The organism is Marinobacter sp. BSs20148 (genome assembly GCF_000283275.1).
Taxonomy (GTDB): Bacteria; Pseudomonadota; Gammaproteobacteria; order Pseudomonadales; family Oleiphilaceae; genus Marinobacter; species Marinobacter psychrophilus.
In genome coordinates this window covers 1,046,627-1,068,997 of record NC_018268.1, presented here as the reverse complement: position 1 = coordinate 1,068,997, position 22,371 = coordinate 1,046,627, and the positions used below count along the sequence as shown (strand labels likewise).

General features: G+C 56.4%; 19 protein-coding genes. 5 read left to right on the top strand and 14 right to left on the bottom strand.

The features are described from left to right. Window positions 1–24 precede the first annotated feature (24 nt). The 10 genes from fliJ to MRBBS_RS04705 all read right to left on the bottom strand — a co-directional run bounded on the left by fliJ (window position 25) and on the right by MRBBS_RS04705 (window position 11,162). Complete coding sequence (gene fliJ, locus MRBBS_RS04750) at window positions 25–468, bottom strand: flagellar export protein FliJ (protein ID WP_014870296.1); 444 nt, start codon at window positions 466–468, stop codon at window positions 25–27. Next, window positions 468–1,907, bottom strand: a complete 1,440-nt coding sequence (fliI, locus tag MRBBS_RS04745) for a flagellar protein export ATPase FliI (RefSeq protein WP_014870295.1) — start codon at window positions 1,905–1,907, stop codon at window positions 468–470. Before fliI ends, fliJ begins: the two co-directional genes overlap by 1 nt. Beyond that, on the bottom strand, window positions 1,888–2,664 hold the full coding sequence (locus MRBBS_RS04740) for a flagellar assembly protein FliH (protein WP_014870294.1): 777 nt from the start codon (window positions 2,662–2,664) through the stop codon (window positions 1,888–1,890). Before MRBBS_RS04740 ends, fliI begins: the two co-directional genes overlap by 20 nt. After that, complete coding sequence (gene fliG / locus MRBBS_RS04735; protein ID WP_014870293.1) at window positions 2,664–3,707, bottom strand: flagellar motor switch protein FliG; 1,044 nt, start codon at window positions 3,705–3,707, stop codon at window positions 2,664–2,666. The genes MRBBS_RS04740 and fliG overlap by 1 nt, the downstream gene beginning before the upstream one ends. Next, entirely contained in the window at window positions 3,700–5,409 is a 1,710-nt protein-coding gene (gene fliF, locus MRBBS_RS04730) for a flagellar basal-body MS-ring/collar protein FliF (RefSeq protein WP_014870292.1), read from the bottom strand. The genes fliG and fliF overlap by 8 nt, the downstream gene beginning before the upstream one ends. Before the next feature lie 85 nt (window positions 5,410–5,494). After that, on the bottom strand, window positions 5,495–5,863 hold the full coding sequence (fliE, locus tag MRBBS_RS04725; RefSeq protein ID WP_014870291.1) for a flagellar hook-basal body complex protein FliE: 369 nt from the start codon (window positions 5,861–5,863) through the stop codon (window positions 5,495–5,497). Window positions 5,864–6,171: 308 nt separating this feature from the next. Next, complete coding sequence (locus MRBBS_RS04720) at window positions 6,172–7,662, bottom strand: sigma-54-dependent transcriptional regulator (RefSeq protein ID WP_014870290.1); 1,491 nt, start codon at window positions 7,660–7,662, stop codon at window positions 6,172–6,174. Window positions 7,663–7,733: 71 nt separating this feature from the next. Beyond that, entirely contained in the window at window positions 7,734–8,963 is a 1,230-nt protein-coding gene (locus tag MRBBS_RS04715) for a sensor histidine kinase (protein WP_014870289.1), read from the bottom strand. Window positions 8,964–9,230: 267 nt separating this feature from the next. Next, the gene (locus tag MRBBS_RS04710) at window positions 9,231–10,706 is read right to left on the bottom strand and encodes a sigma-54 dependent transcriptional regulator (RefSeq protein WP_041635081.1); all 1,476 of its coding nucleotides are present in this window, start codon (window positions 10,704–10,706) and stop codon (window positions 9,231–9,233) included. Window positions 10,707–10,835: 129 nt separating this feature from the next. After that, window positions 10,836–11,162: a hypothetical protein gene (locus MRBBS_RS04705; RefSeq protein ID WP_014870286.1), complete on the bottom strand. Its 327-nt coding sequence runs from the start codon at window positions 11,160–11,162 to the stop codon at window positions 10,836–10,838. Window positions 11,163–11,538: 376 nt separating this feature from the next. On the opposite strand from MRBBS_RS04705, the gene MRBBS_RS04700 reads away from it, so the two are divergent. Together MRBBS_RS04700 and MRBBS_RS04695 are read left to right on the top strand one after the other, a co-directional pair. Next, the gene (locus tag MRBBS_RS04700; protein ID WP_014870285.1) at window positions 11,539–12,015 is read left to right on the top strand and encodes a DUF6586 family protein; all 477 of its coding nucleotides are present in this window, start codon (window positions 11,539–11,541) and stop codon (window positions 12,013–12,015) included. A gap of 48 nt (window positions 12,016–12,063) precedes the next feature. Beyond that, complete coding sequence (locus MRBBS_RS04695) at window positions 12,064–12,336, top strand: hypothetical protein (protein WP_014870284.1); 273 nt, start codon at window positions 12,064–12,066, stop codon at window positions 12,334–12,336. Between the two features lie 42 nt (window positions 12,337–12,378). Here the strand turns inward: MRBBS_RS04695 and MRBBS_RS04690 are convergent, their stop codons facing one another. Then, a complete protein-coding gene (locus tag MRBBS_RS04690) occupies window positions 12,379–12,843 on the bottom strand; it encodes a cell division inhibitor SulA (RefSeq protein WP_014870283.1) in 465 nt (154 codons plus the stop codon). A gap of 42 nt (window positions 12,844–12,885) precedes the next feature. Beyond that, window positions 12,886–13,494 carry a transcriptional repressor LexA gene (gene lexA / locus MRBBS_RS04685; protein ID WP_014870282.1) on the bottom strand — a complete coding sequence of 203 codons (609 nt, stop codon included), beginning with the start codon at window positions 13,492–13,494 and terminating at the stop codon, window positions 12,886–12,888. Between the two features lie 202 nt (window positions 13,495–13,696). Between lexA and MRBBS_RS04680 the strand changes: the two genes are divergently transcribed. Continuing rightward, window positions 13,697–14,698, top strand: coding sequence for an amidoligase family protein (locus tag MRBBS_RS04680; protein WP_014870281.1), 1,002 nt, complete (start codon window positions 13,697–13,699; stop codon window positions 14,696–14,698). Further along, window positions 14,691–15,422 (top strand): gamma-glutamyl-gamma-aminobutyrate hydrolase family protein, encoded by a 732-nt coding sequence (locus MRBBS_RS04675; RefSeq protein ID WP_187290774.1) that lies wholly within the window; start codon window positions 14,691–14,693, stop codon window positions 15,420–15,422. Before MRBBS_RS04680 ends, MRBBS_RS04675 begins: the two co-directional genes overlap by 8 nt. A 28-nt stretch (window positions 15,423–15,450) precedes the next feature. Here the strand turns inward: MRBBS_RS04675 and MRBBS_RS04670 are convergent, their stop codons facing one another. Next, on the bottom strand, window positions 15,451–19,254 hold the full coding sequence (locus tag MRBBS_RS04670) for a translocation/assembly module TamB domain-containing protein (protein ID WP_014870279.1): 3,804 nt from the start codon (window positions 19,252–19,254) through the stop codon (window positions 15,451–15,453). Further along, entirely contained in the window at window positions 19,251–21,014 is a 1,764-nt protein-coding gene (locus MRBBS_RS04665; RefSeq protein ID WP_014870278.1) for an autotransporter assembly complex protein TamA, read from the bottom strand. Before MRBBS_RS04665 ends, MRBBS_RS04670 begins: the two co-directional genes overlap by 4 nt. Window positions 21,015–21,197: 183 nt before the next feature. Between MRBBS_RS04665 and MRBBS_RS04660 the strand changes: the two genes are divergently transcribed. After that, entirely contained in the window at window positions 21,198–22,205 is a 1,008-nt protein-coding gene (locus tag MRBBS_RS04660; protein ID WP_014870276.1) for a hypothetical protein, read from the top strand. The last annotated feature ends 166 nt before the right edge of the window (window positions 22,206–22,371 follow it).

Below are 22,371 nucleotides of genomic sequence, written 5' to 3'. Positions count from 1 at the left end.
TAGCAAGATCGGTGCCAGAGCGCGTCAGCGGGGTCGGCGCAGAAACGCCCGGCCTGCGGCTTCATCGGCTTGTTTCTGTTCGCGAGAATCTTGCTCGCGTTGCTCCTGCTGGCGACAGGTAGTGATGAAATTTTCCATACCACGGCGTTTTTCCCAAGCTTTCAACCACTCGTTGCGACGAACTTCGAACACCTGATTTGCCTGTTCAAGCTGAACCTGCTGCTGCCCGATTAACTGGTCAAGCTGGCCCATAAAAGCCTGCCAGGCTTGCAATCGGCTAACCGCAACCACGCCCTGCTGGCCGTCACGGATTTGCTGGCGATATTCCTGATGATAGCTCTGAAGTTCCTGAATTTGCTGCTCTCGTTGCGCCATAAGGGTGCGAGCCTCGCCCATGCGTTCCAGCGCCTGTTTCTCTTTGCGCTGTTCCAACGCCAGCACCACCCCAAGGCGTTGCGAACGCTGCATTATGAATTACTACCGGCGACGGTTGGATTTGGCGTAGCGACCTGCATGCGTTCGGGCGAACGCCGCTCAGGCACCACCTCAAGCAGTTGCTCAACGCTTTCGTTCAGCGAGGTTTTTTCACTGAGCCCCTGTTTCAGGAATTGCCGCATATTGGCAATGTGCGCAACGGCAAAGTCGGTTTCCGGATCGCTGCCTTTGACATAAGCGCCCACGCTGATCAAATCCCGCGCTTGCTGGTAGCGTGAGTATACCTGTTTAAAGCGCTGCGCCCGGGCAAAGTGCTCAGGGTCGGTCACCTGGGGCATAACCCGGCTGATGGACGCTTCAACATCGATCGCCGGGTAGTGACCCTCTTCCGCCAGCCGCCGCGACAACACAATATGGCCGTCCAAAATGGCCCGGGCGGCATCAGCAATCGGGTCTTGCTGATCGTCGCCTTCAGTCAGTACCGTGTAAAAAGCAGTAATGGAGCCGCCGCCGGGGCGACCGTTGCCAGTGCGTTCCACCAACTGTGGCAACTTGGCAAATACCGATGGCGGGTAGCCCTTGGTCGCCGGGGGCTCACCCACCGCCAGGGCAATTTCACGCTGGGCCTGGGCGTAGCGTGTCAACGAATCCATCAGCAGCAGCACACGCTTGCCCTGATCGCGGTAAAATTCGGCAATGCGTGTGGTCAGCATAGCCGCGCGCAGGCGCATCAGCGGTGAGTCGTCGGCAGGCGAAGCCACCACCACGGAACGGGCCAGGCCTTCTTCACCCAGAATGTCTTCAATGAATTCTTTTACTTCACGGCCGCGCTCGCCAATCAACCCGACCACGGTGACGTCGGCGTTGGTAAATCGGGTCATCATGCCTAACAGCACACTTTTGCCCACGCCGCTACCGGCGAACAGGCCAAGGCGCTGGCCCTGCCCCACGGTAAGCAGCGCATTAATGGCACGAATGCCCACGTCCATAGGTTGGCGCACCGGCGCCCGGTTCAGCGGGTTGATGATGTCGCCGCTGAGCGACACGCGGGCTTCGGCGTGCAGCGGGCCTTTTCCATCCAGGGGTTCGCCACTGCCGTCAACGACTCGCCCCAGCAACTGATTGCCCACCGGCACCCGGCTGGTCGAAGACAAGGGCACCACCAAAGCGCCAGGGCGAAGGCCTTCAATGGCAGTCAGCGGCATCAAATACACTTTTTCATCTTCAAAGCCGACCACTTCGGCTTCAACCACGCCACGGCCCTGGCTTTGGATTACGCAGCGGTCGCCCACCATCATAGGCACGCCCACGCATTCCAGCGTAAGCCCAACCATACGGGTCAAACGGCCAGCCAGCTCCGGCGTTTGTTGTGCCTGTACGTTGCGGCTACGGCGGCTCAGGCGCTCGGCAAGACTGCCAGACAAGCGATCAGGTAAGCTATCAGACAGGGCGTCAGAGAGGGGAGCTGTCATCGCCGGGCTCCTGGAATTCGTTTTTGCTGGCATCATTTACCAAGGCGCAAACCACCTGTTGAAAACGTTTTTCAACAGTGAAATCCACCAGCGAGTAGCGGGTTTCCACGCGGCAACCGCCGGGGCTGATAGCGGCATCTTCCACCAGTTTCGTGGACGCATCAAGCCGCGCCAAAGACGCTTGCAGCGGCTCAATATCTTTCGGATTGGCGCTGATACGCACGGTTTCAGTGGTGGATGGCAGTGCCGCCATCGCTTGGCGCACCACCTGCATAATATGGCTGGAGTCTTGAGATAGCTCGCGCTGGACAACCGCTTTGGCCACCGCAGTTGCAAGCTGGACCAACGCCTCTTCCAGGTCGTTTTGCTGCTGGCGAATGGGTAATACCAGTGATTCCATCACTAAGTCGATGCGTTTTTCCAACGCCTGCATCTGCTGCTGGCTGTGTTCGCGTCCCGCGCGCTCGCCTTTCTCGCGGCCTTCGACAGCGCCGGCTTTCACACCTTGAGCAAAACCTTCTTCGCGACCTTTGGCAAAGCCTTCCCGATGGCCTTTTTCAAGCCCGGCCCCGTGGCCTTCCGCTTCCGCCTGTTGGTGAATATCCTGAAGCTCCGCGGCGGTCAGCGGTTTGATATCACGTTCTTCTTCACGGGGAACTTCGTTGCCACGGGCGTCAAGCAGGGGCAACTCCCAACGCTCGTAAGCGGTAAGCTGTTCTTTCGGGATGCGGCTGCGGTCGTTGCGGGAGTCGGCCATTACATCATTTCTTCGCCGCCGCCACCGAGGACGATTTCACCGGCTTCGGCCATGCGGCGGGCGATGCTTATAATGTCTTTTTGTGCGCTTTCTACTTCACTCACTTTAACCGGGCCCTTGGTTTCCAGATCGTCCTGTAAGAGTTCAGCGGCACGCTTGGACATGTTCTTGAAAATTTTGTCTTTGACATCGTCGTCGGCGCCCTTGAGTGCAATCACCAGCACTTCAGACGACACTTCACGCAGCAAGGCCTGAATGCCACGGTCGTCCACGTCCTTCAGATTGTCGAATACAAACATCAGGTCTTCAATGGTGGTTGCCAGATCCGGATCGGTTTCCTTGATCGACTCCAACAGACTCGATTCAATGCTGCGGTCCATAAAGTTCATGATGTCAGCGGCGCGCTTTACGCCGCCAATCCGGCTGGTTTGCGTCGAGGAGCTGCCAGAGAACTGCTTTTCCAGAATGTCGTTCAGTTCCTGCAACGCCTGAGGCTGTATGGTTTCCAATGACGCGACGCGCATCATCACATCTAATCGCACTTTGGGGTCCAGAGCACCCAGGATTTCGGCGGACTGGTCCGGGTCAAGATAGGAGATAACGATGGCCTGAATTTGCGGGTGTTCGTACCGGATGATATCGCCCACCGCGCGGGGCTCCATCCACTTCAGAGTGTCTAGACCGGTGGTATTGCCACCAATCAGAATGCGGTCAATCAGGCTGGCAGCTTTGTCGTTACCCAGAGCCTGGGTCAGCATGGCACGAATGTAATCGTCGTTGCCCACGCCCAGGCCGGTCTGGCCGCCCACGGCGTCGATAAAATCGTTTAGTACGCCACTGACATCCTCTTTGCTGATATCCCGCATTTGTGCCATGGCCACGCCAACCCTCTGCACTTCCTTCGGGCCCATGTGCTTTAGCACTTCCGCGGCGTCGGCTTCGCCCAGCGACATCAACAGAATGGCCGCCTGCTCTACCCGCGAGATTTTGCGTCCGGGTTTCGCCGGCGCCCTGCCTGCGCCCTGGCTTGCCTCATCAGTCATCAACATTCACCCATTGGCGCATTACCTGTGCAACCCGTGCCGGATCTTCGGCAATCAGCCCTTTCAGGGCGTTAAGCTGTCTATCATAACCCCCTGTGCTGCCGGGTAAAAGCAGGTCGTCTTGATTGGCCATGGCTTGGCGCAGAGAATCGCCGCCTTCGATGCCGTCCAGATCGCCGTAACCTCCATTACCGTCACCGGCCAAGCCTTTATTGCCGCTCGCTAAATTTTTCAAGGTGGGCCGCAGCAGGCCCAATACCAGCACCAAAACCACTAGGCCGGCCAGAACCTGTTTCATCAGGTCCCAAAACCAGGGTTGCTGCCAAAAGCCGGGGGCCTCATATTCCAGCACCTGTTCCGGAGCAAACGCGGTGTTCATCACTGTAACGCTGTCACCGCGGGCCGCCGAATAGCCCACCGCATCGCGCACCAGCATGCTCAGGCGCTGCAATTCCTGCTCCGGCCAGGGCTCGTAAGTAACCGCGCCGGTGTCCGCATCAACCATTTTCATGTCATCCACCGCCAAGGCGACGGTCAGGCGCTTTATCCGGCCCAGTTCCTGGCGAACGTAGCTGACGGTGCGATCCATTTCGTAATTGCGGGTGGATTCGCTGCGCACATCGACTGGCGCCGATGCAGGTTCGGTACCGTCAGCATTAGCGCCGGCATTGGTCTGTTGCGGCCTAGTGGCGTTCTCGGGGGGCTGGTTCGACAGAGCTCCGGGAACGCCAATGGGGCCGCCACCAGCGCTGCGCCTTTCGGTTAACTGACGTTCGCTGCGCACCGCCTGCTGTTCCGGGTTGAACAACTCTTCAGCTCGTTCCACCGAAGAGAAATCAAGATCTGCGGACACCTCGGTGCGATAGCGGCCTGCTCCTACAATCGGCGAAATCAGCGACGACACCCGACGGCTCAGGCGTTCTTCCACCCTGTCGGTGTAGTCGTACTGGTCGGACATGCGATCAGTGTCGGTTTCAGCATCGGCGCCGGTCAGCAGATTGCCGTTCTGATCAACCACGGTCACACCGGACTTGGTCATCATCGGCACGCTGCCAGCCACCAGATTAACAATGGCAGCAATGTACTCCTGCTCCGGGAGGCGCCCTGCAAACACTTCCAGAAACACCGAGGCTGACGGCTCGTGGGCATCGCGGATAAACACCGAACGCTCCGGAATGGCAAGGTGCACTCGGGCGCTGCGCACGCCGCGCATGCTGGCAATGGTGCGCGCCAGCTCGCCTTCCAGGCCGCGGCGATAGCTGATGGTTTCCATATATTGGGAGGTACCCAAGCCACGGTCTTGGTCCAACAATTCAAAGCCCAGGGTTTTTTGGTCAGTGACGCCTTCAGCCGCAAGCCGCAAGCGTGCGTTGTATACCTGATCGGCCACCACCAGCAGTGCACCGCTGCGCGGATCCATTTTATAGTCGATTCCGCTGCTGTCCAGAATGCTGGTAACGTCCTGCGGGTTGTACGATGACAAGTCACCCAGAACCGGCTGGTAGTTGGGTTCCTGGGCCCACAGCACCACCGCCACGCCCAGAGCAACGCTGGCTGCCAGCCCCACCATCAGGCCAGCCTGACGCAGCAGGTCCAGTCTATTGAAGCCCATGAAAGCGCGGCTGCGGCCTTCGCCGCCGCTGCTTGCTGCGGAGGCCGCCGGCGAATTCGATTGTGTGGTCTGTGCAGGCACGCTGGCCATGAGGCTGATCTCCGGTTAAACCTTGATCCGATGGACTAACAAAATCCTGAAACGTTCTGAAACGCGCTGAAATGAGACGCGCCAGTTATACCGGCATGTTCATGATGTCTTCGTATGCTTTGACGACCCGGTTACGGACCTGGGTCAGCGCCTCAAACGACACCGATGATTTCTGCGCGGCAATCATTACCCGGGTAATGTCCACGTTGGGCTCGCCCATGTCGTAGGCTGTACGCAGATCACCCGCGGTTTTCTGCGCATCCGCCACATTGCCAACAGCCTCCCCCAGAATAGAGCTAAAACTTGCCGTTCCGTTGGTTTCGCCTACTTCGCGCGGGCCATCCATACGGCCGCGCACAGATTGATTCTGCTCTACCTGCTGGTTCTGCGTCATTTGCGAACGCAGGTTGCGGATGTCGGCAAGAACACTGTTGATATCGGCGCGCTGAACCATAACTTTCTCCCGGGCTACCCAGATGACATTGGGTTATCTGTCTCGTTACCGAAGAATTAGCAAAGCCCAGACCAACTTTTTTAAAGTGTTTTTAATCAGTAATATACCTTTTCCTTAACGCGCCGAAACCTCGACTTTATAAGGTGGGAATGGATAAGCGTCGAAGTTTTGACAGGAGCCGAGGAGCCTGCGGCTGAACAAAAAAGGCACCCAAAAGGGTGCCAGGAAGGAGTACTACATAAAAAATGGTGCTGAATAAAAAGAAGTACTGCGTAAATAAGCGGTTAGACAAACCGGCGACACCTAAATCAGGCCAAAGCCATTTCCGCCTCCAGATCAATACCGGCGTCACGAATCTGCGCCAGCTTGTAGCGCAAGGTGCGGGGGCTAATGCCCAACTGCTCGGCGGCGCGGTTACGGCGACCACGCTCCTGGCGCAGAGTCTGAATAATAAGTCGGAATTCCTGCTGGCGCAGATCGCCTTCAAGTGTCCCTAGGGAACCTTGCTGGTTTGCCATGGTTCCAGCGGTGCCAACTGCGTCGGGCACTGTCGGCTGCGAAACCAGATCAACGGCGTGCGCATCAGCGGTAGTTGATTCTACATTTGCTTTTGCGGCCGCTGATACCATGGGCGCTGTTGAGGCAACGGGTGCCGCCAGGCGCACGCTGATGCCTAAGTCCAGGCACAGGTCGTCAACGTGAATCACATTGCTCTGGTGCAACACCAGCGCTCTTTGTATGGCATTATCCAACTCGCGTACATTGCCCGGCCAAGGGTGGGCCAGCATCGCCTCGCGGGCGTCAGCCGCAAACCTGACGCCATTGAGCTTCAGTTTGCGACTGTGATTTTTCAACACCGCATTGGCCAAAGGAATGATGTCCAGCGGCCGCTCACGCAGCGGTTGCCAATGCATCGGAAACACCGTCAGTCGGTAGTACAGGTCTTCACGAAAACGGCTATCGCGCACGTGTTCGGCCAGATCCCGGTTGGTGGTGGCAATCACCCGCACGTCCAGGGCAATGGTTTTTCGCCCACCTACCCGCTCTACTTCCCGTTCCTGCAGCACTCGCAGCAATTTAGATTGCAAGCCTGGGTCCATTTCCGACACTTCATCCAGCAGGATCGTTCCGCCGTTGGCTTGTTCGAATTTACCGGGTGATGATGCGATGGCACCGGTGAAGGCACCTTTTTCATGGCCAAAGAGCATGGCTTCGAGCATGTTTTCGGGAATGGCCGCGCAGTTTATGGCAATAAACGGCTTGTTGGCGCGGGGGGAATGCTGGTGAATATAGCGCGCAAGCACCTCCTTGCCGGTGCCGCTTTCACCTGAAATCATGACCGTTGAGTCGCTGTTGGCTACCTTGGCTGCCAGCTGGAACATGCGCTTGCTAATGGGGTCTTCCGCTACCGGCTGATCGCTATCAGCCTGGCGCTTTCTGCCGGTAATTTTGCTAACCGCATCGACCAGGGCATGGCCTTCAAACGGCTTTACCAGGTAATCAATGGCACCGGCCTGCATAGCCGACACCGCATGGCTAATCTGGCCGTAGGCCGTCATCAGCATCATCGGCAGTCCCGGATACAGGCGCTGTACTTCAGCCAGCAATTCGTGGCCAGACAGCCCCGGCATATTAACGTCACTAACCACCATGTCGACTGGCACCTGGGACAGCTGCCGAAGAGCTTCGTGGCCGTCTGCCGCCTCATGAACGCGAAATTTGGCCAGTTCCAGAGTTATCACCAAAGCTTCGCGCAGGTCACGGTCGTCCTCAACAATCAGAATCCGGGGCTTGGTCATGGTGCTGGTCTCCACTGCATATTCGATAGTGCGTGCCGGTGCGGCTCGCTAGATTTAATCAAGTGCTGTTATTAATTCGTGCGACTCACCAATGGCAGGTAAATCGTGGCCTGTGCCCCACCTTGGCCGTTTGAGGTCATCGCAAAGCGGCCTTGATGTGCGTTCACTACCGCTTGTACAACCGCCAGACCAAGGCCGGTGCCGTGGGATTTTGTGGTGTAGAAAGCTTCTTGCAAGCGCGGAACCATAACCGGGTCAAACCCCGAGCCGTTATCGCTTACCTCGATGGCCAACTCATGATCACAGCCGCGAAGATTCAGGCGCACGCTGGCGGCACCGGCTTCAATGCTGTTGTTGACCAAATTGGTACAGGCACCTACCAGAGCGTCACGGTTACACAACAGATCGCCCTCAGCCTCCCGGGTGTCCAGAATTACCTGAGTGCCACTTCGTTCAGCAATAGCGTCTACCGCAGACTTCAGAGCAATCGCCAGAGTGGTTACCGACAGCTCTTCCGCCAAACGAGTTTCACCGCGGGCAAAAATCAGCATGTCGCGCACCTGCTGTTCCAAATGTGACAGGCGCGACATGAGTCGATTGGCACAGCGCTGGCGCATTTCTTCATCCAGATCGGCTTCAGTCAGGTGACCGCCGTACAGAATCGCCGCCGACAGGGGTGTGCGAATCTGATGGGCCAATGAGGCGACCATCTTGCCCATCGCCGATAAGCGTTGGGCATGAGCCAGCTGTGACTGCAACTGTCGGGTTTCGGTCATATCCGTCAGCAAAATTAACTGACCGGGCTGATTTTCCATGGTGCGAATTTCAATACTGACCCGGCGACCGTCTTTCAGCGATATTTCGTGACCGTCGTCCTGGCGTGGCGCAAAGCAGCGCTGAATCACGTTAATCCAGTGCTCGCCATTCAACGGCTCACCCAAAAGGCCGATGGCCGCAGGGTTGGTTTGGGTAACCACACCCTGGCTGTCCAGCACCACCACGCCAGCGGGCAAGGCCTTTAACAGAGTGGTAAGTTGGTCTGCCAATTGTTCTTTTTTCTCCAGCTCTTGCTGACGCTGCAGACTCTCTTCCGATAATTCGCCAGAAAGCTGGTTAACACGAGATTCCAGAGTGCGGTAAGAATCGGTAATCTGGCGCGACATGCGATTGAACATGTCCAAAGCGGAGTCTACCGCTTCATCACTTTGCTGCGGGAATAGCGCCGTTACCTTGCCATTCACATCGGCGGCGGCGTTAGCCGGTGCATTGGTCTGCCCGATTGCAAATTGTGCGTGATTCATAACCCTTTCCCTTACCCAAAGTGATCGATATTGCTGCTGCGCAGACCGCTCACTGGTGATTCGTTACGATTTACCAAGCTAGCTTCATGCCAACTCAATATTTCTTAATCTTTTCAATGGGAAAGGATTTTCACAAAAAGGCAGATGACGGGTTTCCGTCACTTTAAAACGACAAAAGCGCCAGCGGTTACAAACCGTTGACGCCGTTTTGAGATTGCTGAACCGGCGTTTTCAGCCGGCTGATTGAACATCTGAGGCATCGTGCCCTCAGGCTTCACCCGCCTCTTCACGAAGACCGAACTTGCGGACTTTTTCCACCAAGGTGGTGCGGCGAATACGTAATTTTTCTGCAGCCCGGGCCACGACTCCGCCAGCTTCGTCAAGCGCCTGCTGGATCAATTCACGCTCCAGGTTACCCAAATAGTCTTTCAAATCGAGCCCATTAACGGGCAATAACGCAGGTGAATCTAACCCAACCAAGCCAGACGAGAGAGATGACAGCTCAGGCTCATCAAAATCGGCGTTATCTTCGTCATGGTCCTCAACGTAACGGAATTTTTTCGGCAGTTCCTGCACACCAATCACCCCAAACGGATTCATGATTGCCAGGCGCTCTACCAAATTGGCCAGCTCACGCACGTTGCCGGGCCAGTCGTGACGACACAAATTCAGAATGGCAGCGGAGTTCAAGCGCAACGATCCGCGTTTTTCTTTTTCCATGCGGGCAACCAGCTCGTTGATCAGCAGCGGAATGTCCTCAACCCGATCGCGCAGGGCCGGCATCTCAATGGGAAACACATTCAGCCGGTAATACAGATCTTCGCGGAAGCTCCCACTTTGAATCATGTCTTCCAAGTGTTTGTGGGTAGCGGCAATGATACGCACGTTGGCAAATTTAGTGTGGTTGCTCCCGACCCGCTCGAACGTACGCTCTTGCAAAACCCGCAGAATCTTCACTTGCATATTCAACGGCATGTCGCCTATTTCGTCCAGAAACAGGGTGCCGCCCTCGGCCAACTCAAAACGACCCACACGAGCGGCTATCGCGCCAGTGAACGCGCCCTTTTCATGGCCAAACAACTCGCTCTCCAGCAGTTCCGCAGGAATGGCGCCGCAGTTTACCGGCACAAAGGGTTTATCGCGTCGACTGGAATGGTAATGCAGATTACGTGCGACCACTTCTTTGCCGGTACCGGATTCGCCCGTCACCAACACGCTTACTTCCTTGTCTGCCACCTGCTCCATCAATTGGCGTACCTGCTGCACTTTGCGGCTGGTACCCACCAGTGACCGGAACAACTGAACGCCGCGCATCTGGCCGCGCTTGCGGGCTCGGCTGTGGTGGTCGTGGAAGACCTGGGCACGGTATAGCGAATCAATAAATTTGGTGTAACCAAATGGCCACTCCAAGCGCGCAATAATTCGCCCACGCTGTTCTTCATTCAGACCGGAAAAATCAGAGTCGCCAATACACAGCACGGGAATGCTGGGAGACCATTTGCACAAAGCTCTGATCGTGGCTTCAGCGTTGGCATCGTCGCCTTGCACGATGGCCACAGAGACCGCCTGTGCGTCTGCGTCTGCGTCTGCGTCTGCGTCTGCGTCTGCGGCACCTAACAACACATCGCGTGCCTTGCTGCCAGCCAACCAGCTTTCTTCGCCGAGAAACTCGAGAATGGTCGTAATATCGCGGCAGCGGTCAGCAGCTTCACTGAACACCAGCACTGTGTTGGATTTCAACATGCCAGGCAATCTCTTGTCGGTTTTGAGCGACATTTAAGACCTTAACTGCCTCGGAGTCAATTTAATGACGCCAAACCCTAAAAATCTTGCTTACACGCGCCAGCGATCTGGCGCTGCCCGCAATCTGGCTCAGGGCCTAGACGAGGACACTTCATGATAGGCTTTAGCTGCGCTGTTATTACGATTGACTCCTTTCAATTCGAGCTCTGCTGCGGCTTTGGCCTGGTGGGCAGAGCTGTCAGCAGCGTCGACAAACTGCTGCACCCTCTGTAATTGACTGCGCACGGTTTCAGCTGGCAGTTGCCCTTGTTCCAACGCTTCAAGCACGGGTTCGATAGCGGGCTTTATCTCTGGGCTCAGGCGGCTAATCAGCTCCCAGTCTTGGTCTTTCAGAGCCTGCTGCATGTGCTCGAGAAGCTGGTCTAGATGTGCCATTGCAGGATGGTCTGCGGCCATTGTTCATTGCTCCTGTTCAATGATCTGCAACCGGGTGAGAAACCCAGTGTGCTTACAACTGATCATGTTACACCTTAGCGACGCACAACAGCACAACGTAAGGCAACCGCGGTGAGTCACCACGGCCTAACCCCGGCAAACATCTCAGGTATTTGTTGTTTGATTTGGACGGACATTTCAACGCACAGCTACGATTTTTTTTGGCGGCTTTTGATTGTTGGGGCAAACTTCTCAAAACTGAAGTAGACAGCGGGCACCGCAGCTTTGGAACTGTTATGGTGTGTTACTTATTTCTCGTTTCAGCGGCTTCCGGTGCGCGTGAATTCCACAGCGTCCATTACGCTAATATTAATCGCAACAGCAGTCTCGAGGGTATATGGCAGCAGCGTGGCATTCCCATCTTGCCGGTAAACTGGCACTGGCTCAGACATTGTTACGACTTGCTGTTAACAGCAATCAGCCCTTACAGCAGGAAGCCTGCAAACAAGGTGCCATTGAGCTCATGCTGCGATCGCGAAGGCTCCTGCTCTATACCCTGGCAGAGTGCTATCAGCAACGCAAAGGGCAACCCCAGAGCATTGACCAACTGGGCAAGCTGATCGGAGCCGATGCGTCGGAAGTTCAGCAACTTCTGGCATTACAAGCCAGCGCTGACAGTTGGTGGAACCACTTGGAGCAACTTGGAGACGCACAGAACCGGCCACCTGCGGCAAAAAAAACCATCAGCAACGACAACATTATTGCCATCACTGCAGCCGTTGGCGCAGACCGCTCGCTGTCATCGGTTCAAGCCAGCCTAAGCGCAATAAAGCAATTTTCAGCCGATGTGGAAGCAAGACACAGCGAGTGGTAAAACATCCCCGCGTACACTTTCCCGTTGGCGAACATAAAGGTTTGGATCATGTCACCATCGTTTTTTGAAATTATTCAACTCAGCAATGGCGACTACGCTTTGCGCCGCGTTGACGACGACGGCGCGCCATTGGTGCGTATCAGTTTTTCCGAAGAAGCCAAAGACATGATGGACGACCGCCAGATGCAAGTGGCCAAAGCCATGATTGCGGCAGGCATTGACGCAGCGGGCGATAGCGCCCAGGACTTGGACGAGGATAGCACCGACAGCGGCAGCGACGCTGAGTGGTTTGATGCGCCCCACAGCCCGACGCTGCACTAATGCTAACGTAGAAATCTGGTAGCGCTGGCGCACTACTCTTTACTAACGCTGACGCAAAACGACGCCGTGGCTATTGCCCGCGGCGGATGCCGCCTGAAGTGCCTCGAAACACGCTTTGTTCAGTTTTTCAGTCCACAACACCACCGCATGACATGTGCCCACGCTGAGCGCCCGCTCCGCCAACTTGAGCGCCGGATGCTCGGCGCTGGAACGCAAAACCAGCAGCTCACCCGCAATAATGCCGTGCATTTTTTGCCATTTGCTGACCAGCTCTTGAGGTGGGTCAATCCATGCCAGCCAGCGCTTTTCCTGGTTCAGCTGGGTCAGCATTGGCAGTAACAGCTGAAAATTTTCCACCTGGCCTTGGGGCAAGATAATTTCAGTGACGTTACCAACCGACACCGGGGCTGGCAGGGGTTGAACTCGCAGAGGCCGCGCCTGCTCTGCCACTCGCGCTGCGATCTGTTGCTGATATGCAAGATTGCCGTTAAAGCTCAGTTGTTCCATGATTCCCTGCCCTTCTTTGTGTCGGTTTACTATCGCTACGGATCAGTGCAGGTCTGAGCGGCGGATAACGCCAACGCCCAACCCTTCAATGAACAGTTCCTGCTCGGTCAGATCCACTTCAATCGGTGCGAAGTCGTCGTTTTCCGCCACCAGATACACTTTGTTACCTTCTTTACGAAAGCGCTTCACGGTCACTTCATCACCTACCCTGGCCACCACAATCTGGCCGTTGTGCACGTCCTGAGTGCTGTGCACTGCCAGCAAGTCACCGTCTAGAATGCCGATATTCTTCATGCTCATACCACGCACTCGCAGCAGGTAATCCGCCGCCGGCGAAAAAAAACCGGGCTTTAACGTGCAGTGGTCTTCCACGTGTTCCTGAGCCAAAATCGGGCTACCGGCTGCCACTTGGCCAATCACCGGCAAACCCAGATCCTGCTCGCTTTCTGGCAGGCGAATACCACGGCTGGCGCCGGGCACCATTTCAATAGCGCCTTTGCGTGCCAAAGCCCGCAAATGCTCTTCTGCCGCATTGGCGGAGCGAAAACCCAGCTCAGCTGCAATTTCGGCGCGGGTGGGCGGATACCCGGTTTCATCCAGGTAGCGGCGGACAATATCCAGCACTTGGGACTGCCTGGCAGTGAGTTTCATATTCGGGGTCCGCTGCGTCATAAAATACCCTGTTTGTTTATACAGTGGTTTGACTATATACAGTGTTTTATCCAGTGTAAACCCTGTTTATGGCATTTTCCCCACTTGCTCGATTACCAGACTTAGGCACCTGATATGCTATGGTGATTCTGTCGTTACAGGCCGCGCTTGCAGCGCTGAAAACTGATTTAAGGATGTAATAATGACGCAAAAGAACGTCTGCAAAGCACCCTCAGTAACCCACACTGCCAGCGGAGCAGAGCGCCGGGTTGGTGTAGAAATCGAGCTTTCGGGTTTAAGCTATAAAGCGCTGGTGCACGAAGTCGCCAATCTGCTGAACGGCCCGCCGCAAACGCGGTCGCGCTACGTAACCGCAATAGACACGGCACTGGGCGAGTTCGTGATCGAACTGGATTCTGATCTCATTAAAGAGCTGGACCTGACCGGAGCCGACGTGCCGGAAAGCCTGCACGAGTTTGGTGGGCAGGCTATGGACGTAATCGACGCCGCGGCCGAGCGTATCGTGCCGCTGGAAATTGTCGGGCCGCCCATCGGTTTTTCCCAGGTGGAAGAGGTTGAGCGGCTGGTCAAAGAACTGCGGCAACTTGGCGCACTGGGCAGCCGCGATTCCATTTATTATGCCTTCGGACTGCAACTGAACCCGGAACTGCCAGATTTACAGGCGCCCACCATTACCCGATATTTACAGGCGTTTGCAGGCTTGTACGAGTGGCTGAAAAAGCGCCATCAACTGGATATCAGCCGGCGTTTTACTCCCTATATAGAGCCCTGGGCGCCTCACTACACAGAACTGCTTATGAAAGATGACTACGCGCCGTCGTTGGAACAGCTAATGGAAAACTACCTGCAACACAACCCTACCCGAAACCGGGCACTGGATCTGCTGCCGCTGTTTGCCCATCTGGATGCACCGTTGCTGGCCCGGTACGTAGAAGACTCACGCATCAAAAAACGGCCCACCCTGCATTATCGGCTACCGGATTGCGACGTCGACAACCCGCAGTGGAATTTCTCTTCGGTATGGAATGACTGGGTAATACTGGACGACATTGCCAACAACAGCGAAGACCTCGCGCAGCTTCGGGCTCAGTTTCGCGATTCCGGCACTATCAGCTTGCACAATCTGACCCACAGCAAAGCGGAGACCATTCACCACTGGCTTGAACACAAAGGCTATGTCTGAATCGATATCTGAACGGATGAAAGAAGAATCTCCGCCCGGGCTGACCATCGGCATCAGTGGCCCGCGCCGACGCGGACCGGCCCAGCGGCTGATTGCGCTGGCGCTGCGCATGCACGGTGCGCGCACCCATTACATACGCCCCGAAGCCAGGGTGAACGTCAGCCTACTGGACGGCCTAGTGCTTTCCGGCGGCAGTCACGTGCAACCGTCGCTATATGGCCAGCACCCCATGGTAACGGCAGATTACGATAAACGCCGTGATGAAACCGATCAGCGCCTGCTGATAGAAGCGGAAACCCTGAACCTGCCGGTACTGGGAATATGCCGCGGCGCACAGTTGATTAATGTTCATCGCGGCGGTTCCCTGTGCCAAAACGTGACCCCACTGCGGCAGAACACACGCCATCGCCCGCTGCTATTGCCCCTGCAAACCGTGAAGGTGGTGGATCACACTCGCCTGAGCCAGATCATGCAGGCGCCGGTTATCGGTACAAATCGTATTCACAGCCAAACCATTAAAAAACTGGGGCAAGACCTGCGCGTAGTGGCTGTGGATAACGATCTGTTCGTGCAGGCCATCGAAAATACCCGTGGCCAATGGCTAATGGGAGTGCAATGGCACCCGGAGTATCTGCTTTTCCACAGCGGCCACCGTCGTATATTCCGCCATTTTGTAGACCAGGCCTGTCGCCTGAAAATGGCCAGACTGAACGCCAAGCCTTAGCCGTGCGTTACCCGTTTTTAACCGTGCTTTAAAAATCCCGGGTATAAAAAATGTCCAGCGAGGCCGCCAGACCACTGGCGGCCTCGAGATAGAAATAGCGCCCTAAATCGAACCGCAATGCCACCGTGGTCACCGGCTCAAAAATACCCACGCCGTAACGGATGCTGAGTTCGTCGGTCAGATAACCGCTGGCCACTACCGCGGTCTGGTCGCCGCTGCCCTCGGCTTCAAGGGTCAAATCACGAATGCCAAACTCTGCGCCCAACGCACCCGTTATCTTGTTGGCTTGGTTCAGACCCAATGACAGCGCTGCGCGACTCATTTGACCGTCGTCTTGCTGGCTTTGCGGGGCACGGCCCAGAATCAGGTACGACAGCGCATCGGTTTGCGGCATCTCCGGGATGGAAAACACCTCGGTCGCTGGCGACTGCACCGGGCCCGTCAGGCGCAGCCCTGCGACGACCGACCCGACCGTGCGCACCGCTTCCAACACCAGATAAGGCTGGGTCAGGTTGCCTACAAACAGCAGCCGGGCTTTACGCAGGGTCAAATCCTGACCATAGGCCTCAAAGCGGCCCTTGTTGAGTCGCAAAGTGCCGCGGGTATCCATATTGTTGCCAATCCGCAGGGTTCCGCTAAGGTCGCCGGTAGCGCCGAACGCCGCAAACGTGACCTTGTCATCGGGGCTTCCTACGTTCACCACCACGTCCATCGTTAACGAGCGAATCACCGGCTCGGGTTTTTTAACCCCCACAATCACTTCGTCATCAGACACAGATACCGCCCGCGGCGGCAGCCCGCGGATTTCTATAGCGCCACGGGGCACATCAATACGGCCGTTAACCAACAATTCCCCACCGGAAAAGGCGATGGTCAAGTCCGGCGCGACTTCCAGCTCGGCGTAAGGCTCAATGTTGATGGGCAGGCGTTCGCCGCGCAAAGACACGCTGCCGCTGGGCAAGTCGCTTTGCCAGTCAAGCTCGCCCTGAAGCACCAGCTCACTGCGTTCATTGGCTCGAATTAAACCGTTAATATTGGCGTTGTAGCCCAGCATTTCAACGGTGACGTTGATTTGCTCCATGGCCAGCGGCAGGCGTGGGTCAATCACCCGGCCGTCAGACAGGGTTAATTCGCCATTCACCGCGGGCCGCATGAGCGGGCCAGACAGCTCACCCCGGCCGTTAATCTGGCCGGCTACCTCTTCCAGTCCGGTAAAAATGCCCAACAGCGCAATGTCCATGCCGCTGAGCTGAAAGTCGCCGCTAAGGGTGCGTTCGGACGCAGCCGGGTCAATACTCAGGTCTGCCTTTAACGATCCCAGTTTTGGCCCGGCCAACGCCAACACTAATTGCGCCTCAGACGTCTGCAACGTCAAACGGGTAGACAGTGCGCTGTGGCGAAAGGTTTCCCAGTCGCCATCCAGCAGAATTTCGAAGTCACCCGCACCGGCATCCAGCTCTATTGCGCCGCTGGGGCCTTCGGCGCCCATGGCAAAATCGATACTGCCATTGATATTAGCCTGCCAGCGCAGATTTTCCGGCAATAATGGCCCCAGCGCCTTCGACGGCAAATTAATGATGCGGTATTCGACATCTGCCGCCGGCAGCAGAGTCTGGTCGCCGGCACACAAAGCGCTTTGCTGCCACTGCCAGCAATGTTCGGCAAAGGTCAGTTGCGGCTCGGTGCTGCCTGTTGCGGCCTTGAAAGACAGGGCTGCGGGCTGGCGCAGCTGCCAGCGTTGGTCCTGCCCGGTTACCAGCACCTCACCGCGCCTGAGCTCGCCTTGCCATTGTTGCCACTGCTCACCCGCCGCACCCGCCAGCGCCAGGCGAACTTCAACCTCGCGGTGAATCATGTCCAGAACCAGCTCATGTTTTTGGCGCGTGCCATCCAGCGTTACGTCCAGCTGCTCAACGGTCTGACCACCGGCCTCAACGCCTCGGGCTTGAAGCCGGCTGCGGATTGCGCCCGTCGCATCAAGGTTAGCGCTGAGTTCCACGCCCGCGAGTTGCAGCTGGTCTTGCCAGGCCAAAGCCGTTGCTGAAATACGAATATCCGCCTGGGGCTGCTGCACCGTGCCTGTTACCGTTAAACGGGCGCTGGCCTGCCCGCGCAGACTTTCCAGAATCGCTTCTGGCTCAGGCAAATCCAGGTCTAGCTGGGCTTGTAACTGCTGACCCCACTGCCCTTTGCCGGCCAAAGTATTGTCGCCAATAGCCACATCTAGTTGAGGCACCTGCCAAAGCCCGTCTGCGGCACTGGCTTTCACCTTTATGCGGGTGGCTTGCCCACGCCACAGGCCGGCAAGATCTACGTCTGCGGACATCTCTGGCATGCTCGCCGATTCTGGCCACTGGCCACTCGAACGGATGCTACCATTTAGACTGGCCTGCAATTGCGGCACCCAATAACCCGGGTTGAATTTCTGCAACTCCAGCGCAGCCTGCCACGATAGCGGCTGCGCCAGACCAACGTTGGCATTACCCGTTAATGAGCCGGCGCCGGTTTGCACCTGTAAGCGGGAAATAGTCAGTAGCTGCAGATCGCCCTCAAGTTCCGACTCCAGGCTGGTGTCTCCGGCAGGGCCACCGGCGGTAGCCGCCAACCTGGCGGTATAGCGTTGGTCTTGCCAGTTTGCCCGCAGCTTCAAGGTATCGATGTTGACCGGGGGTTCCTGCATATCCGGCAGCAACGTGTACCAAGGAAAGGCGTTCATGGTCAGATTGGCATCGGCGGTCAGTTCGGGCAGCCAGGCTGCGCTGCCATTCAACGCCAGGGTTCCGTCGCGTCCGGCGTTGTCTGCAGCCAATGTCAGCTCAATATTGTCGGCACCCTGAGTGGTCACTTTTGCAGCCAGGTTAAGTTCAACCGGGCCAATGGTGCCTGGTAAAGTAGCCTGGGCGCTGGTTTCGAAACCGTCGGCTAAAGAACCCTGCAACGCCAGCTTCAGACTGTTCAGCGTGAGCGTTGGCGGTAACGACGGGGCCGCCAAAAAAGTATCAGAGCGAATAGTCAGGCTCGCAGGTAGATCTGCCTGCAGTGGCTCGACAGTGCCTTCCAGAATTGCGTCGAGGTAACCCTGACTGCTGCCGCTAACGCGCAGGTCGCGCACGCTGCCCGCCAAAGCCAGATCTATTTTCCAGTGATCCCCCGAGGGCGGTGGCAATTCGGCACTGAGGTTCAGCGCAACCGGCCAGTCGCCGCGGGTTTGAACCCGCCCGGATGCGGTTACACGAATGTCGTCACGCTGATAAAACGCCCGATCTATCAGCCAGCTTTCACCGGCGCCGCCGGCATCCAGCTCTACCGTGTCCCAGATTTTGTTGCCGTTAACAAAAAACTCGCCCAGCCGAATATGGTCGGCGCGAATACCCAACGGCAGACCGATGTCGGGCAGCAGGATGTCCGATCTGGGGCTATCGTCTTCGTCGGCAGACGGCTGCAGATTCAGCTCTATGGAGTGCGCCCGTAGATGGTCCACACACAACCGCTTTTGCAGTAAGCACTGCGGCGACCACTGCAAATCCGGCGCCTGCAATTGCAAATCAACGCCGTAACCACGCCAGCTTAAAGATGTCGCCTGCCAGCGGCCCAACAACGAGCCCTGCCCGGCTTGCACTTCCAGCCCCGGGGCCTGCTCAATAAGCCAGGCCGTGCCGGCTTCCAAGCGCAGCGCCAGCAGCACAAAAGTCAAAAGCAAAAGCGGCAACAGCAGAACGATGGCCGTCACCATCAGCACCCAGAACCACCAGCGCCGGCGCCGCGGTTTGTCCGTGGCTGCGGACTTGGCTGGCGGCTGCGGTTGCTGTTTTTGATTCTGTTCTGTGCTCACAATTCCGGCCCCATGGAAAAGTGTATGCGCCAATCGCCGCCAAATTCCGGGTTCAGGCCCTTGGCAAGATCCAGCCGCAGCGGCCCTACCGGACTTATCCAGCGCACACCAACGCCAACTCCGGTGGCTAGTGGGTCAAGCAACTGATTAATCGCATTGCCGTGGTCCACAAACAGCGCAGAACGCCAATTATTAACAAACTCGTATTGGTACTCAACACTGCCAGCAATCAGATAGCGCCCACCTTCGGTGGCACCACTATCATTTAGTGGTGACAGGGTTTCATAGCCGTAGCCGCGCACGCTCTGGTCACCACCGGCAAAAAACCGTAACGACGGAGGCACATCCGTGAAGCTGTTGGTTCCTAGCCCGCCGATTTGGAAACGCGCCAGAAAACGGTGTTTGTACGCCAGGGTGGTCAGGCCCTTAGCCGAGGCCTTGATGTGTAAAATGTCGGCCGCAGACAGCAAGGCCCGATGAGCACCGCTGACGTCGATGCGCAGGTTATAACCCTTTGATGGGTCCAGCGCCGAGTCTTGCACCAACCTGGAATAACTAGCACCGGGCAACAGCAGGCTACTGGTGCCGGTTTCGTCGTCGTCACCGATCGTGTATCTCTCGCCTTCCCAGCGCAGCGACAAAATCTGGAGCCAGTCGGTTTCAAATCGGTGTTGCCACTGCACACCCAATGTGGCCAGCTCCGATTCAACGTCTTCGATGTCCTCACGCTGCAAACCGCCACCGACACGCAGGCGGTCGGTCATTGGCGGGTCCAGCGGGATTTCGTACCCGGCGCTGACACTCTGCCGAAGCTGCGCGAGCTCGGTGTCGGCACTGCGGCTTTGGCCCTGCGGGTTTACCCAATGCTCGCGCCAGTTACCGCGAAAACGCGGCCCTACGTCGGTGGAAAATCCTACGCCAGCAGACAAGGAGCGGCGTTCGCGACGGGTGAGCTCAACCTGCACCGGAATGACGCCGTCTTCCGCACTTTCTGGAACGGCGTCAATATTAACCCCGGCAAAATATCCGCTTGCAGACAGGTCGCTGCTTAGTTTGGCAATTTGATCGGCGTGATAGGGGAGGCCCGGCTGAAAACTGACAAACTTGTCCAGAAGTTCTAACTCAAACCAATGGCCTTCGGCAAAGGTAACCTCGCCCAGGCGATAGCGCTCACCGCTGTCATACGCAAGAGTAATGTCAGCTTCGAGGGTTTGCGGGTTTACGGTCAGTGCACGGGAGATCAGTTTGCCATCAAAATAACCGCGGCGGCGGGCGCGGGTAGGCAAAGTATTGCGCAGGGCGTCGTAATCGCCATGATTGAGTATGTCGCCCAACGCCGGCTTGGCCGGCAGGTTGCCACTAAATTTGGGGTCATCTGCCCCCGGCCCGCTAATATCGACTTGCCGTGTTTTTACCCGCACAGGTTCACCGGGCACTACGGTTAAAAGCAGGCGCGGCTGATTGTCAACGTCGGCATCGCCCGGCTCCAGCGTCCAGCTGATATCCGGGTTGTAATAGCCCAGTGCCTGCAGCGCTTCGCTGACCTGACTTACCGCGGTAGAGGCATAACGCCGCAAATTACTGGTGCTGCGCCCTTCTACATCGCCAATAAACGCTTCGGCGTTATCCTGTAATTGCGGATAATTGCCCTGCACCTGTACTTTCACCTGCTGGCCCAGAGCTGGCATTGACGCGCCAACCAGTGCGAGCATTACAAGCACGGTGCGCCGCAGGCTGGCCAGAATTGTTTGTGATGCCATGGAGTGAATTCTGTTCCTAAACCGCCAGCAGTCTATGCAATCTGGCGCGCCTGAATTTTTTTATAAGATGTCGCAGTTAGCTTACCCACTGCTGACGAGTCGTTCAGCTACCCAAAATGAGCTAACCTTGGCGGGCAAGCTTCTTTAAAACGCTCACACGTTACCAGCCGGACCTCTTTCATCATGTCAAATATAAACCGTCAAAAACTCAGATCCAGCCGTGAGTTTATCTGGTTTCTACTGGATTTTCTGATGCTGGGCCTGTTGATGGTGAATATGGCCTTCATCATCTGGGATTCCATTTACAGCTTTGTCGCCATTCAGAATACCTTGAAAGAGATCTTGCCGGCACTGCAAGCGGCTTATCAGCCAATTCACGAAAACTTTATTTTTTACGACTTATTGTTTGTAGCCGTCTTTTTGACGGAATTTTTTGTCCGCTGGGGCCACGCCGCGAAAATCCGCGAATACGGCCGCTGGTACTTCTACCCATTCATTCACTGGTACGACTTGGTGGGCTGTATACCGATCGGTGGCTTCCGTATTTTACGCTTGCTGCGAGTTATCTCGATTGTGCACCGGTTACACCGTTACGGCATCATCGATATTACCCAGTATCGGGCTTATCAGTTCATCAACTTCTATTACGAAGCGTTCATGGAAGAGATTTCAGACCGTATCGTTTTAAAAGTCATCAGTGGCATCCAATCCGAAGCCGGCCGGGGTTCACCGCTGGTGAGCAAAATTCAGCAGCAGGTGCTGTATCCGCGGCGGCAAATGATCAGTAACTGGCTGTCTGCCCGGGTTGCGAAAGCCGCCGCAGAAAGCTACGTGCCGAACCGCGGCGCCCTGCGAAACTATCTGGAAGCTAGGGTTGACCACGCTCTGCAGCAAAACATCGAACTGTCGCGCTTGAAGCTTTTACCTGTAGTTGGTGGAACCATCGCCCGCACCCTGGAAGACTCGGTGGGGGATATTGTCGCCAACATTGTTCATCAAATTCTGGAAGACCTGGCCTCAAGCGCCAATCACGCATTTATTGACGACTTGGTGGCCGCTGTGTTGCCAAACAGCGAATCAGCGCACAAGGAGCAGCAGGCTAACCAGGCGCTGATCGAGATGATTCAGGAAATTCTGGAAGCCGTAAAAACGCAGGTGAAGGTCAAACGCTGGCGCGAAAACCTGCCGTGATAACGCGGACCAAAGCCCAGGTGACGGCAGCAATGCCCCGCTTGCTGTTCTTTTGCTCCAACGTTAGTGTCATTACTCAGTAATTCTGTGACACAAATCTGTAGGCCCGCTGTTATAGTAAATAGGTTTAATCAACAGTAAGTTAGCATTTACGCTTGCACCCTGT

Excerpts from the sequence above, each read along its gene's own strand:
- fliE (WP_014870291.1), bottom strand. The coding sequence starts at position 5,863 with ATGGTTCAGCGCGCCGATATCAACAGTGTTCTTGCCGACATCCGCAAC.
- MRBBS_RS04680 (WP_014870281.1), top strand. The coding sequence starts at position 13,697 with ATGACGCAAAAGAACGTCTGCAAAGCACCCTCAGTAACCCACACTGCC.
- MRBBS_RS04715 (WP_014870289.1), bottom strand. The coding sequence starts at position 8,963 with ATGAATCACGCACAATTTGCAATCGGGCAGACCAATGCACCGGCTAAC.
- MRBBS_RS04710 (WP_041635081.1), bottom strand. The coding sequence starts at position 10,706 with ATGTTGAAATCCAACACAGTGCTGGTGTTCAGTGAAGCTGCTGACCGC.
- lexA (WP_014870282.1), bottom strand. The coding sequence starts at position 13,494 with ATGAAACTCACTGCCAGGCAGTCCCAAGTGCTGGATATTGTCCGCCGC.
- MRBBS_RS04720 (WP_014870290.1), bottom strand. The coding sequence starts at position 7,662 with ATGACCAAGCCCCGGATTCTGATTGTTGAGGACGACCGTGACCTGCGC.
- MRBBS_RS04675 (WP_187290774.1), top strand. The coding sequence starts at position 14,691 with ATGTCTGAATCGATATCTGAACGGATGAAAGAAGAATCTCCGCCCGGG.
- MRBBS_RS04690 (WP_014870283.1), bottom strand. The coding sequence starts at position 12,843 with ATGGAACAACTGAGCTTTAACGGCAATCTTGCATATCAGCAACAGATC.
- fliF (WP_014870292.1), bottom strand. The coding sequence starts at position 5,409 with ATGGCCAGCGTGCCTGCACAGACCACACAATCGAATTCGCCGGCGGCC.
- fliJ (WP_014870296.1), bottom strand. The coding sequence starts at position 468 with ATGCAGCGTTCGCAACGCCTTGGGGTGGTGCTGGCGTTGGAACAGCGC.
- fliG (WP_014870293.1), bottom strand. The coding sequence starts at position 3,707 with ATGACTGATGAGGCAAGCCAGGGCGCAGGCAGGGCGCCGGCGAAACCC.
- fliI (WP_014870295.1), bottom strand. The coding sequence starts at position 1,907 with ATGACAGCTCCCCTCTCTGACGCCCTGTCTGATAGCTTACCTGATCGC.
- MRBBS_RS04700 (WP_014870285.1), top strand. The coding sequence starts at position 11,539 with ATGGCAGCAGCGTGGCATTCCCATCTTGCCGGTAAACTGGCACTGGCT.
- MRBBS_RS04695 (WP_014870284.1), top strand. The coding sequence starts at position 12,064 with ATGTCACCATCGTTTTTTGAAATTATTCAACTCAGCAATGGCGACTAC.
- MRBBS_RS04665 (WP_014870278.1), bottom strand. The coding sequence starts at position 21,014 with ATGGCATCACAAACAATTCTGGCCAGCCTGCGGCGCACCGTGCTTGTA.
- MRBBS_RS04740 (WP_014870294.1), bottom strand. The coding sequence starts at position 2,664 with ATGGCCGACTCCCGCAACGACCGCAGCCGCATCCCGAAAGAACAGCTT.
- MRBBS_RS04660 (WP_014870276.1), top strand. The coding sequence starts at position 21,198 with ATGTCAAATATAAACCGTCAAAAACTCAGATCCAGCCGTGAGTTTATC.
- MRBBS_RS04705 (WP_014870286.1), bottom strand. The coding sequence starts at position 11,162 with ATGGCCGCAGACCATCCTGCAATGGCACATCTAGACCAGCTTCTCGAG.